Source organism: Luteimonas panaciterrae (genome assembly GCF_020511115.1).
GTDB lineage: Bacteria > Pseudomonadota > Gammaproteobacteria > Xanthomonadales > Xanthomonadaceae > Luteimonas > Luteimonas panaciterrae.
Map to the genome: position 1 here is coordinate 1 of NZ_JAJAVH010000027.1, position 12,780 is coordinate 12,780.

Annotated in this window: 13 protein-coding genes and 1 pseudogene; 5 read left to right on the forward strand and 9 right to left on the reverse strand. The window is 55.4% G+C overall.

The genetic code is table 11. The features are described 5' to 3' along the window. Positions 1-423: 423 nt before the first annotated feature. Positions 424-900: pseudogene (locus LG367_RS18795) on the reverse strand (IS3 family transposase). Between the two features lie 15 nt (positions 901-915). Next, positions 916-1,326 (reverse strand): IS3 family transposase, encoded by a 411-nt coding sequence (locus LG367_RS17830; protein WP_226470621.1) that lies wholly within the window; start codon positions 1,324-1,326, stop codon positions 916-918. A 551-nt stretch (positions 1,327-1,877) separates the two neighbouring features. On the opposite strand from LG367_RS17830, the gene LG367_RS17835 reads away from it, so the two are divergent. The 4 genes from LG367_RS17835 (at position 1,878) to LG367_RS17850 (ending at position 4,201) form a co-directional block, all read left to right on the forward strand. Continuing rightward, positions 1,878-2,213 carry a hypothetical protein gene (locus LG367_RS17835; RefSeq protein WP_226470622.1) on the forward strand — a complete coding sequence of 112 codons (336 nt, stop codon included), beginning with the start codon at positions 1,878-1,880 and terminating at the stop codon, positions 2,211-2,213. 316 nt (positions 2,214-2,529) lie between these two features. Continuing rightward, complete coding sequence (locus tag LG367_RS18800) at positions 2,530-3,291, forward strand: enterotoxin A family protein (RefSeq protein ID WP_226470623.1); 762 nt, start codon at positions 2,530-2,532, stop codon at positions 3,289-3,291. Positions 3,292-3,383: 92 nt separating this feature from the next. Next, positions 3,384-3,737 (forward strand): hypothetical protein, encoded by a 354-nt coding sequence (locus tag LG367_RS17845; RefSeq protein ID WP_226470624.1) that lies wholly within the window; start codon positions 3,384-3,386, stop codon positions 3,735-3,737. A 65-nt stretch (positions 3,738-3,802) separates the two neighbouring features. Further along, entirely contained in the window at positions 3,803-4,201 is a 399-nt protein-coding gene (locus tag LG367_RS17850; RefSeq protein ID WP_226470625.1) for a hypothetical protein, read from the forward strand. A gap of 260 nt (positions 4,202-4,461) precedes the next feature. Here LG367_RS17850 and LG367_RS18570 read toward each other — a convergent pair whose 3' ends face one another. Further along, entirely contained in the window at positions 4,462-4,707 is a 246-nt protein-coding gene (locus tag LG367_RS18570; protein ID WP_264179984.1) for a conjugal transfer nickase/helicase domain-containing protein, read from the reverse strand. Continuing rightward, on the reverse strand, positions 4,596-5,069 hold the full coding sequence (locus LG367_RS18820) for a conjugal transfer nickase/helicase domain-containing protein (protein ID WP_484497389.1): 474 nt from the start codon (positions 5,067-5,069) through the stop codon (positions 4,596-4,598). The genes LG367_RS18570 and LG367_RS18820 overlap by 112 nt, the downstream gene beginning before the upstream one ends. On the opposite strand from LG367_RS18820, the gene LG367_RS17860 reads away from it, so the two are divergent. Continuing rightward, the gene (locus LG367_RS17860; RefSeq protein WP_226470626.1) at positions 4,968-5,369 is read left to right on the forward strand and encodes an H-NS histone family protein; all 402 of its coding nucleotides are present in this window, start codon (positions 4,968-4,970) and stop codon (positions 5,367-5,369) included. The two genes, LG367_RS18820 and LG367_RS17860, sit on opposite strands and share 102 nt — an antisense overlap. 358 nt (positions 5,370-5,727) lie before the next feature. Here the strand turns inward: LG367_RS17860 and LG367_RS17865 are convergent, their stop codons facing one another. From LG367_RS17865 to LG367_RS17885, 5 genes are all read right to left on the reverse strand, one after another. After that, positions 5,728-6,693: a lipase secretion chaperone gene (locus tag LG367_RS17865; protein ID WP_226470627.1), complete on the reverse strand. Its 966-nt coding sequence runs from the start codon at positions 6,691-6,693 to the stop codon at positions 5,728-5,730. Positions 6,694-6,722: 29 nt separating this feature from the next. Beyond that, positions 6,723-7,790 (reverse strand): esterase/lipase family protein, encoded by a 1,068-nt coding sequence (locus LG367_RS17870; RefSeq protein WP_226470628.1) that lies wholly within the window; start codon positions 7,788-7,790, stop codon positions 6,723-6,725. Between the two features lie 468 nt (positions 7,791-8,258). Beyond that, positions 8,259-9,224, reverse strand: a complete 966-nt coding sequence (locus tag LG367_RS17875; RefSeq protein ID WP_226470629.1) for a fimbrial protein — start codon at positions 9,222-9,224, stop codon at positions 8,259-8,261. A gap of 10 nt (positions 9,225-9,234) precedes the next feature. Further along, positions 9,235-11,844 carry a fimbria/pilus outer membrane usher protein gene (locus tag LG367_RS17880; protein ID WP_319004037.1) on the reverse strand — a complete coding sequence of 870 codons (2,610 nt, stop codon included), beginning with the start codon at positions 11,842-11,844 and terminating at the stop codon, positions 9,235-9,237. A gap of 16 nt (positions 11,845-11,860) precedes the next feature. Further along, positions 11,861-12,592 (reverse strand): fimbrial biogenesis chaperone, encoded by a 732-nt coding sequence (locus tag LG367_RS17885; RefSeq protein ID WP_226470630.1) that lies wholly within the window; start codon positions 12,590-12,592, stop codon positions 11,861-11,863. Positions 12,593-12,780 lie beyond the last annotated feature (188 nt).

The window sequence follows — 12,780 nt, forward strand, 5'->3', positions numbered from 1 at the left end:
AGACGCGTAAAGAATCCTCCCTCCCTACCTCACAATGGCTAGCATGGAATCCAGAGGATGGATACGGCGTAGCACAGCCTTACAGTTTCGAGTTGCTCGGGAAATGTCTCTACGGCTGTCCGCGCGGCCCCCAACATCGCCTTCTTGAACTCGATATGCCTCTCAGGGCGATCCCAAACTCTTGGATCTGCAACTTCGAGTCTCTCGCCCTCGGAAGGATTGGCTCCGGCGCTCCTTTTCTCTTCATGTCCTGTTCCGGCCGAATCTGACCCAAAGAATGAGAGTATTGCTCACTATTAGAAGGCCTCGATAGCATCTTAGCGGCTACCGAGGCCTTTCTTTTTCTTAGCACACTACTTGGCGGGTCGCGATTCCCCTGGTCTACTCGCAACGCTCGGGCGCCGTATGTGGAGTTCCCAGATTTTAGTGGACAACTATTCGGCGACGCCGATGTGCCGACTCGAACTCTTCCGGACTAGTTCCGCCAAGGTAGCTGTGCCGGCGTTTGGGATTGTAGAACCCGTCGATGTAATCCGCGACATCGAGAGTCGCCGCCTCGCGAGTGGCGTAGATTCGTTTCTTGATCCGTTCCTTCTTGAGGCTACTGAAGAAGGACTCCACGACTGCATTGTCCCAGCAATTGCCCCTGCGGCTCATGCTCGGCTCCAGGTGATTGGCCTTGCAGAACCGCCGCCAGGCGTCGCTGCCGTCTTGCGTGCCTTGATCTGAGTGGATGACCGTCTTGCGTGGGTGTCGTCGGCGTACGGCCTTCGTGACCGCCTCAAGCACCAGCTCTTTGTGAATGGTCGGCTTTGTCGCCTATCCCACCACCTTTCGGGAGAACAGATCTACGACCACGGCGAGGTAGAGCCACCCCTGCCACGTGCGGATATAGGTGATATCGGTCGCCCATGCCTAATTCGCGCGGGACGCCGTGAACTGGCGTTGCAGCGGGTTGGGGATCAACGCCGGAACCTTCGGGGCCGGTATCTGCCGGGTTCGATAGCCATGCAGAGCGCGCAGGCCGTTTTCCCGCATCAGTCTTTCGACCCTATGCTTGCTGCACGTCTCTCCTTGTTCCCGTAGATCCAGCAAAATGCGGGGAGCGCCGTAGATGCCGTGGCTCGCAACGAACGAGGCCCGAATCAACCGGAACAGTCTTGCGTCTTCCAGGGCGCGATCCGAGATCGGACGCTCCAACCAAGCATAGTAGCCGGCGCGAGCGACTCCCAGGAGCCGACACATCGTGACGACGCTAAATCGGTTTCGATTCGCCTCGATGAACGCGTAAGCCTTTCTTGCCTTGCTCTGAGTATTCCCGGACATGGCCGCTCTCCCATTCCCGTGGACGAATGCTACTAGGCCTGTCCATCAAACTCTGGGAACTCCAATTTCCGTTCAAAGCTGAGCCGGAATTTCTATCTAAATGTAAGCCACGGGTGCAGATCAGGCATCGTATGGCCCCACGATGTCTACATAACTCGTGGGCGATTTATTCGCACAAATGCGATAAGCAAAATTTGCTTAAAAACGTAATTTAATGCGCACCCCCCTACCCTTTCGAAAAAAAATTCTGGATCGTGCAGTGCCATGTCCAAATGATGTGTTTCATCACAGGAAGCTCACACAAAGTGATCTATCTATTTTTACGTACAACCGATCAGGAATCCCATGGTTCATAAGACGGCGTACTCTGTGTTGCGCTAAAGACTGAAACGAAATAAGCAATAGATTGGCGTAGAAATTATTATTGTTTTAGTAAAATATAATTTGAGTACTGGCAAACGAGTTCGTCTCTCGGGCGGTTTACTCGAGGAACGAAAATAATATTTATCGACCGACTTGTTACAAAAATCACACAAACAAAAGGGTTGAAAATGAATAAAATTATTGCAACGTGCGCTCTTATCGTCATGACCGCATTCGTTTCAGGAAATGCGTCTGCAAACTGCTATAACGGAAAGTCCGTGAAGTCGCGGATTCAAGCAATATACTTCAATCCCTGGGAAGGTTTTCCTTATCTCGTCATGGATGACCCTGAAAAGAAAAAAGATAATGTCTGGGTAAGTCTGGATCCGGATTACTTTGTGGACACTCCGCAAGGGAGGGCTATGCTTTCTATTGCGTTAGCCGCATACGCCAACAACTCAATAGTCGAACTATCATGCAAGCGAAACGCCCAGGCCAATAAAATTACTATTTGGCAAAAATGAATTCCAAAGAAAGTATGAGTAATTCAGTTTTGCTCGGAAGGTGGTAACGGTTTCAACAGCGCGTAGCGCTTAATGAAGTGTCTTTTATCAAGAGGTTAAAGTCGCTGAATCCCCGCCTCCGCGGGGATGATGACCGTTAGTCGGATCTTCCACAACGATTAGATAGGGTGGTTGGGATTGTCATCCGAATCAATTCGGTTTCACTCACTTTCGAGGGGTTGTTCATGAGTGATGTTGGGTATGTGGAAATACCAAGGCCAACAGGGCCGTTATCAAGCAATCTTTCTTATTTCAAAACATGGGGGGACGTAAGATAATGAAAAGAATCATAGAGTTTATAGTTGTTTGCTTTATTTTGTTCTTCATACCCAAAACAGTTTTGGCGGTTGACTATTTATACAGAGTAGATACCCGCCCTCCAGAAGAGGTATTCAACAGTAATGGCGGATTCAGCCCCTTGGGGACAAACCGGTCCTTGGTCGCTCATGTGAGAGGGAACACTTGCATGCAGGGTAACGCAACGACAGGATATGTATCGGTCAGTTCGGACCCGGTATGGGCAAGCAACTACGCGCGGAGGCTTTATTCTCAGTTGAATGGACGAACTGTGTATGTATACATTATTCGTCAAACCAACAACTTTTATAACGCCGCAAGAGTATTGAGCAACATTCTTGTACCGGATCACCCTTATATGCAATCCGCACAATCTCAAAGCGAGTGGGTTACAAGTGTTCCTGTAACACCAGACTCCATATACGGAGTTCGTGAGTTCTCCGAGAGGGCAGTTGATCCTAATTACACGCCGCCTATTCGCCGCAATAGTGTGTATAGAGATGAGCCGTCATCTGTAAACAATGGCACTTTTACACCAGAGGAATACCCACCGCATTATGGGCGTCAACCCCATGTTGTATCTCGCACACCGCTAGTAGGCGCATGTTTATCAGCTACTCTTTCCTGCATTTCCCGCCCTGGAACGAAAAAGCGAGACACCACTTCCTCGCAGCCTTACTGCGCCAGCATTGAATCCATATTAGGCAATGTGACTCCTGCCATAGGCCTATTGAGAGAGTAAGACTGCATTAAATTAGAAGCTGGGTTTGTTTTTTTATAGCAAACAAGATTTCGCAGCTCACATATGTTTATTGCGATCAGAGAGAATTAAAGATGAAAAGCCATATTTCTGTTGTCACCTTATTTGTTTTATCTATACTCCCATTTAGTTCGGCATTCGCAGAAGAAACATCCTGCCCCGAGCCACAGGCGGGAAATACCGTGTCTGGAATAATAGAGAGGGTAGAGCGCAAACATGACTCTGATCATGCATATATCTATATACAAGGATATCCCGAAAATGCGATGTCCTTGGCAAATGGATATGGGTTGATAATCGGAGAGGGAAGAGCCATGTACGCGATTGCTTTAACCGCTTACACAAACGGCTCATGGGTGGAACTGACCTGCGAAAATGGAAATATTTCAATCATTAAAATCCTGCGACACTCGCCAGCCCTGGGGTAGGGTTTGATGAGCAAGCTCATGCCAATTCACGCCATCGAACTTTCACGCGCGATTAAGAGGATATCATGAGAAGAATTTACACTGGATTGTGCGAAAAAAGAGCGGTAGTAAAAATAACTGGGAAAAATGTCTTTTCAAAATTCCTGTTTTTCTCCATTCTATTAACTTTCTCGCACGGCGTACTTGCGGACGACTGCAGCTTCTTGGTTTCCGGATCAATACAATCAGCATACTTTGAGCCAGATCCCTATAATAATTATGCGGAATTTAACGTAAAGGGCCATGTCGAAGGCACGCAGCGATTGATGCATTATCTGATCGATCTTGATCACTCTGACGTCAACAGGGCAAATGCAGAACTAACATTAATGTTGTCTGCATTTACTTCTACTTCCTCAATTACCTTTGATTGTATTTCAGAGAATACGGGAACAGTATCCTCTGTTCTGATCGGAGATAATTAAGCCCTTTGCCGAACCTACCTTGAAACCTTGTGAACTGCCGGCGAATCAGGCCGCACACGCATGAATTGCAACCTCTGGTTTGAAATGGCTCGCTTTGCGTCAAATATTCTGATTTAGAGTGAGTTATGCATTTTGGCGCACTTCCGCGCCTATGCCGCCGCGATGTGGCGTTGTGGCCTTTGCCAAGGCGGTCGGTCTTGGCAAAGGCCCGCGCCTTGCCTCGCAACGGCCCGGACAACGCAGACAAGCACTCCCAACCCCTAGGTCAATGCAGCGATGTCGTCGCTGTCTACAGGTCTCAGATTGGGATTGTCAGCAGAAGGATCGGTGAAGATAGACGTGGGATCTTTCAACAGGTATCCGTGTATCTGCCTGGCCTTCCGCCGCGCTCCCGTCACCATGCAAGTCCAGATATTAAGTCCGCCAGCGTGCTTGCGGTGCGGTCCGGCGCGCCCGAATTGCTTCTGGAGCCACTGCCAGGCGGGAAGATCGACGTCCTTCGCCATGGCGGCAAAATGGCGGGGTGCTCCATGGCGTAACGCTGGAAGATGCCGGGGCTGACGAGATAGACGGTGTCGGCAATCGTATGTACGAGGGCTTTCGCATCGTTCAAGATGCGCTTGCGGCCGAGCAGTCCTTCTTTGAACCAATGCACAAATTGTTCCGCGGAGCCGGATGCCGTCGAAGTCGGTGGAGCAGGCGATGAAGTGGGCACCGTCGCGTCTTGTGGGGCCCTTCTTTGAACCTCATATCTGGAAAAATGTTTATGGCTGGAAAGAATCGCACGAATCTGGATGCTATTGCCGAAGCCAAAGCCAAGCTGGCCGAAGAATTGCAACGGCTTGAGCAACAAGAAACCGAACTCCACCAGCAACAAGCAACAGACGCCTTCAATCAAATCGTCTCGCTACTTCAGGGCTTCGGCTCGCATTTCAGTCTGAAGCAGAAGAATGAGATCTTCGCTCTGATTGGATCGGACAAACCCAGGGCGAAGAACCCCACTGCCGGTAAGGAAGTTCCGCCGAAGTATTGGTTGCCGCATACGAGAGAAACCTGGACGGGACGCGGTCGGACGCCTAAAGTGTTCGCTGCCTGGGAAGGCTCCGCCGCCTACAAGGAGTGGAAGGCCAAACATCCTGATGAGAAGTTTCCGAGGTTCCCGGGCTAACTAAACCCACTGCCCTACGGGTTAATCAGTCTGAACAGCAATACGGCTGCTACCAACGAGCACTTTCAATTTTTGATCTCGGCAAAATGAGTGCGTGATTGTCAACAACGCATCACTCTTCTCTTATATCCGTAGCGACCGTACTGGCTGTCCAACGCAATCACCGCCTGCGTGAGCGAAGACTCATCGCTACGGGGCTGCGAAACATAGCGAACCGATGAGCGTGTGACATGCAATGCCCGACAAATCCACCGCTCTGCGTAGCATCCAGCTGGCGACTGATCTCGTACGAGCATTTATGAAAAACGAGCAAGGAATCCTCCCCCACCTCACAATGGTTAGCATGGAGGCTTAATTTCTAGTGCAAGGGAGCACTGTTTTGCCCCATTTTCTGTTCCGCGATTCGATCGAGTGCACTTGCACGTGCGAAATCGGCTGGATCAGCAAAGAATCGCTCGCGTAGCATGCCGAGTTGCACCTCTTCGGTTGACGTCGGCAGCTTCTGTGCTGTGATCTGTTTTCGTCCTCGTACGTAAGCCTGATAGTTGGATTGCCAGGATTGCTCTTGCTCCTGTATCTGGTCGAAGCGCGCTGCGGCCTCGGCGCCCATACGCTGCGTGATGGCGGCGCGCGCACGATCGTAGGAGATCCCCTGACTGAGCATTTGCGCGATATCTGCCACGTTGGCATCCGCCGATCGAATCCGATTGGTGGAGTCAAATTCCATCAACAACTTCGTGCGTTCTTCGACATTCAGGCCAGGCCTTGTGACGATCGCCATACGTGCCACCATGCGCTGATCGTTGTGGTCTTCCTCGCCAAACAGCGGCACAGCCCAATCGCCCAGATACTTCTCGCGCAGGCGACGCCGGCGCTCAAGCTCGACCCGTAATCCATCGACGTCCGTGCCGTCGGCCAGGCTGCCGTTTTCTGTCAGTGCCGCCTTATAGGCCTGGTACTTTAGCCATAGCGCTAGGGCCTCGCCGCACGCCGGCAACCCGCTTGCTTGGCGGACGATCTCCTGTCCCACCAGCGCATCCATCGCATGCGCGTCGCGCATCTCATTACGCGCCACCAGATACTGCTCAAACCAATCACGCACCAGGAGAGAGCGGAGCAGATGGCCATGCTCGTCGATCGGCAGTTCCGACAGCACCCTGCCCTGCAGATAGGGGGGCAGTGCAATCGTCTCGGCTTCGGACATAGAAGCGAGAGTGCCGAGAGTTGTCCCAGCATTGGTCATCGAAGCGTCCACATTCGAAATTCCGGTCTGCGCCGGCCGCTGTCCCCACCACACTGCGCCGGCGGCGAAGGCCAGCGCCATGCCTGTCCAGAGCAGCCTAGCTGACGGCATCAAAGGTTGGCCGCCTTGAGTATCTGCACTTGCTGGCGGATCGCTGTCACCGGATCGGGGGCAGCCCCGCCCACTACTCTCAACAACTGGTTCACTTCGTCGAGGTGATTCCAAGGCTGCGTATTCATTATCTTGCCAAATTTGGCACTGCACTCTGGTACCAAGCCATCGTTGGCTCCGCCTCCCATGATCATGATGATATTGCCGGTAGTGAGCATCGCCACTGTGGTGGCGTCAAAAATGGCAGGGTCGAATAGTTTGAGACTTGCGTCCACGCCAATGCCAAGGAAGGGGCGTATATTGTTGCCAATCAGCGAGTAGTAGCGCTGGGTATAGGTCTTCTGGACACCATTGCTGGTACGCACGATATCAGCCGATTCAGCGCCGGTGGTGCAGTCGGACTTGCTGCCCAACCCCTTCGATGGGAACTTCGTATTCCATTCCGCGGCTCCCTTCGTGCTCAGCAGGGTGAGTGCCTTGAGCGAATCCTGCGGCAATGACGGATTGCTGGTGATCAGCGGCCAGAAGGCATTGACCATGGTGCTGACTGCCGCACGCACAATGCCGGTCGGGTCTAGCTTGCTAATGCCGTCGACGAAGTCGGCGAACTCTGTTCCGTGATGCGGCGTAGAGATGGTTGTAATCGAGGCTACCATCTGCGGTTGGGTGTAAGCGAGATAACGCGATGTCGTGCCCCCTTGACTGTGCGCAATGAGGTTGACCTTGTCGATATTGTTTTCGATAAGAACCATCTCGACATAGGTTTTCAGTTGCTCGCCGCGTTCCTCGTCGGAGTTGAAGGCAGAAACGTTGGCGACATATACCTTGGCTCCATGCGCGCGCAAATTCTCGGCGATTCCGTACCAGTAGGCGACGACGTTGGCGAACTTATCTGTGCCAGTAAGGCCATGTACAAGCACGATGGGATAGACAGTCTTCGCATCGGTAACCGTGCGGGCCTGTTGGCTACCGGACGAACTCCAACCGTAAGGTCTCGTTTGGGCAGATGCGTTGAGGCACGCGACCAATAAGGCCACTATACAGATGGATTGGATGATCTTTTTCATGACGTTCCCCCGTGGTAGTTGTGTTGAGTGCGATACCCTGTCGACAGTTGACGCAAGTGTCCCGGATATTGCAGTGGTTACTACCGTGGACGCCGAAGTGATACATTGAGACTCGCCCTCTTCGACATCCCCGCCAATCACACGCACCGCATCGCCGTGGCTCTTGCCATCGTCACTCAGCGAGTCGACCAGGGTTAGCCCTGATCGGCTGCTCCCCCTTGCGAGACATTCGCTTCTGACTCGCCGATCTTAAGCAGTCGCTGCATAGTGCCTTCCTGGGCATACGGTCTTCATCTAAGACGCGCAAAGAATCCCCCTCCCCTACCACCTCGCAATGGGTATGATGAATTAGCTCGTTGGAGTTACCAGGATTTAGTGGATAGGGTCTAGCATCCGGGTAAGCAGTACTAGGCCAGCGCCACATCACCACAAACCGGCCTACTATCGTCCTGATGTCGGGAAGGTGGATCACTCGTAGATGATGGTAAAAGCGACAGCCGCGCTAACAGTTCCCGGCTGCGGGGAATGGCGCGCGTCGGAAACATACACCGCTTGCAACGGAATCCGAATACTACCCCCTATCCGCGGGTCGTAGCCGTCGAGAGGACGCGGAGTATCGAATGCCACCGGCTTGCCGTCCGTTTCGCGCAGTTGTATGCCGACATACCGAGCCGTTGCTTTCGTGTCCATACCTACAACTGATGCGGTTACATCCTGTATCGGTCCAATGGCGTTGAGGCGATATCGCATTCGATTCACGCCTTTCGGACAATCACGGAGCTCTATTTGGAACGACGTCGGGGCTGCTGTCCTTCGCAAGCGCAGCTCGCTCGCTGAGACGCCCCCCATATCCACATGCACATCTGAAGTCCGGCAAGTGTCCTCCCGCAACACGATGAGTCCGCTCAGCTGCATCGATACCGTCTCGGATCGTGGGGTGGAGAAAGTCATGCGTGGAAGCCAGCTACCCTCTACCATGGCGGCGCCTACTTGCGGAGACATCTTGATCAGCTCGATGTGAAGCTGCATGTCTTGATCGGAGAAAACCCGTGCGACTTCCGTCGGCATATCCCCGTCGGCGTAGAGCACTTGCCCGTTCATTTTGAAGCGGGCGCCCAGCCCAGCGATCCCCGTGTCGTACACGCCTGGCGCAAGACTGGGATGCCGGCCGAGCCCGACCCGGACGGCGGTGAGCGTTTCTTCGCAACCCTTTCCCGCCAAGCGCGACAACGAACGCTTGATCGTGTACACCACCGATCCGACGTCCGCATCGCGCGGCACATTGGTTTCTCCGGATATCTGCAACGGTATAGTCGCCGGCCCCACCGCAGACGGACCGATGCAGCTCTTCGCATGCGCCATTGCGCCCCATCCGAAAAGGTACAGTGCGGTTACGGCTAGCAGCAGCCTTCTCAAGCCGAATATGCTCGTCATGGCGCGCCTCTCATTCGCGTCCGGATCGACACATCAACTCACCTGGGAATTGCCGCAAACCATGCATGGCTGGATCCGGTGTCCATCGGTATTGAATCGTGCAATGCTCGTTCGGCGCCGGCCCCCAGCGCACCAGCAGAAGCCCTTCGTCGGCGACGGCCGTATGCATATAGATCTGACTACCTTGACCCACAACGCCCACGACTTCGTGATGGTCGTTCAGAACTTCCGCGGCAAACGGTAGGCCACGCCCATCAGTACGTCGCGCGTGCATCAGGATCGCGTTGTTGCGACGGCTTTCGAACTTGGCTCTGACGACGGCGCCCGCATACGGGATTGCAGTATGCACATTGCCATCGATCTCGACACCATCGCCCGTCGAAGGATCCAACTCGACCACGTTGTGAGAGTAAGGCAACAGCGACGGAACGATGCCGTAGCCACGACGGTCGATACGCGCTCCGGGAATGTTGACGATCCGGACGCCATGCGCCCCCGGCGCTTCGACCAACGCGAAGGTGTCGCCACGCTGCCCGCCGAGGGTGACGCCACCGGCATGGAAGATGGCGACTCCTTCCGCACCGAACGCCACCTGTCGATACTGCGGGCTCACGCTCGCCGAGGCGTTCAGGCCAATCGCCGATAAGCGGTGAAACAAGTTCGCCGCGCCAACCGTGCCACTATCGCTACGGGAAAGCGACATCCCATAGCCGAGTTCGCCTTCCTCTCCCAATGCGCCCGATAGACCAATCCGTTGCGACGACATTGCATCCCGATGATCGAACGTGGCGTAGACGGTCACTGGCGAGGACGTCGGGCGCTGCAAAGGCACGGAAACGCTAAGTTGGTACTGGTTCCCATACCCTCCGTCGGAGACCGAAACCCGGCCGGCGCTCAAAGCGTAACTGGCCCGCCCCCAGTATCCGCGGAAACCGGCTTGATAGCCGGAACGGCTTCCGCCTTCGGCATATCGGTCGACGAAACCGTTCAGGTGGAACGTGCTTCCTTTCCCAAAAGGCAGCGAAATCGATGCTTGCAGGCTGTTGCGCAATCGACCGTACGCACTAGGAAGGAATGCTGGGACAGGATTGACACTGGGCGGTGCGAAGTCGGATACATGGAACGCATCGGGATTCGCAGTCGATTCTGCAAGAAGATCGATAACGTCCTCACGATCCTGCAAGAAGTCACGCAGCTCGCGGAACCCGGGCTCCGGATAGTGGCTGCCGATTACGCTCAGCATCGCACCATCGTTCCCGACAGCCTTGTTGTAGCTCGCTCGCCAGCGCGCACCGCCCACGTTGCCGCCATGGCGGTAGCGCGCGCGCATGGTCGCCACGTCCAGCGACAACGCCCCCATACGGGTATTGAATGCCGCGCCAAGCAGGCCCGAACGATATCCGTCACTGGACACCGCTGCGCCGTAACCTGTGAAGGCGTTCGAGAATCCATACTGCGCGGAAGCGGCGGCCAGCTGCGGATGACCGTCCAGGAACGATTCGCTGACCTGGCCCACCACCACCCTGTAGCGCCATGTCCCGGCCCGTATCAAGTTCGGATTGAACGCATAGGGCACAATGGAGCGCGTGACCCGGCCATCCGCCTCGGTCACGACAACTTCCAGATCGGCACCACTGCTGAGCGCATAGAGGTCGTGGATCTCGAAAGGTCCAGGAGCCACGTTCAAACTGCGGAGTAGGCTGCCGTGCTGACGGATCTCGATCCGCGCGTTCCCCTCGGCCATGCCCCGTACGACCGGGGCGAAACCGCGAAGAGATTCGGCGAACATGCGTTCGTCGCTATCAAGTTGCGCGCCACGGAACCCGATGGCGCCCAGAAGCGGATCGGCTGAAACGCGTTCTCCGACCGTCAAACGGCTTCTCCATTGTGGCAGAGGCCGTTCCACGTACGTCGCAAGGGGATTCCACTGACGTCTTCCGCCGTCCTGCCAGGAGAGCGACGACATGTGCCGCAGTTGCCACATCCCCAGGTTGACGCCGGCCGTCATGCCTAGGAAAGAGGAGCGTTGATCCGCCCCGACACCCGAAGTCCGGAAATAGCTGGCGCTGTACTCGATAATTCCTGCCGGGATGCCCGCATCCCAGTCGGCGGGGTCGACATAGCCGCGTACGTGTTGCCGGATCGACGATTGCGGCATGTCGATCTCCAGCCTCAACTCGGAACTATCCAGACGGGATGTAGCATGCGGTATCCAAGCTTGAATCGTGCGACAAGCATGTCCAGGCGCGTCCGGGGCCGAATCAGCGCCGTCGGGTACACCGACCTTCACGCCTGCTCGCAAAAGGAAGCCGAGATCCAGGCACGCCTCCAGACTACTGTCTCCGGGAATGAAACGGATGTCCTGCGCGCCCACCCATTCACTGTTGACGCTCACGTCTACACGGTAGGTTCCCGGCGGCAGAGGGCCTTCCCGCTCGAAACGCGAGACGTCTAGCTCCTGCCCGCTGCCCAGCAGATAGGAACTGTCGAAAACAGGTGGGGAGGCGTCTTGGGGCGAAACGCCCGAAGCCCAAGCCAAGTTCCCCACCGCCGGCATGGGCAGGCACAGACACGCGAACAACATCCGTATGCGCGCCAGAAACGGCGGGAGCGTGCGCATACGCCGCGGATATCGCTTATGGCTTTAGCGGTGCGCTGAATTCGGAGCGCCCGCCGTAGTCGTTGATCACCGAAAAATGGACCGTGCCTTGCGGCCGGGATGGGCCGGTCGATGGCAGCGGTATCCGTACACGACCGCGCGGCGCCAGCATGTCGGTCGGCGGCAGGCTCTTGGACTCGCCCCCGACGGACCAGGCGACTTCGGAGAAACTGATGTGATAGGCGCTGGGATTTTCGCATTCCAGTTCCCAACCGGCGCCACCGCCTGCAGGAACTGCGCGCCAGATCAGCATCGCTGGCGCCTGGTCGACGCGTCCATCCAGGCCGTCGGGGCGGAAGAACAGCTTGATTCTCGACCGAAAAACGATATGCAGCCGGTTCCCCCCGTCCTCGTTCGGCGAAGACGACGGCACTTCCAGCACATTGAGCCAGAATGCCGATTCCCGATCTTTCGGAAGCGCCGCGCCGGTATGGCGCAACCTGAAACGCTGACCGTTCTGCGCATCCACCCTGACCACAGGAGGCGTGACCAAGAAAGGGGCCTCGCTTTCGTCCGGCGTCTGTCCTTTATCGCCGCTATCGACCCAGACCTGGACGAGCGAGGGCTGCGCGCCTTCATTGCGCACCCGAAAACCGACCTCTTTCTCTGATGCGGGATAGATCAGGCGGGTCCTATCGAGTGCTACGTCTGCGTGCGCCGACGGATGCGCCAGGGAGAACAATACAGCCGCAGCCAATGCCAATCGCATCGAAGTAATCACTGTTCCAAAAACCGGAAGGAATGCACGACACCGCAAACGCACAGGAAAGCGCCATGCCCGAGAGATCGGAGGCACGTGCGCATGCAGTTCAGTACAGCTCTTCTTTCCCCTGGATGATCTCGAGTTCCGCCCCCCGGATACCGGCGGCCCCCATGATTCGTGCCGTAGCGTCCAGC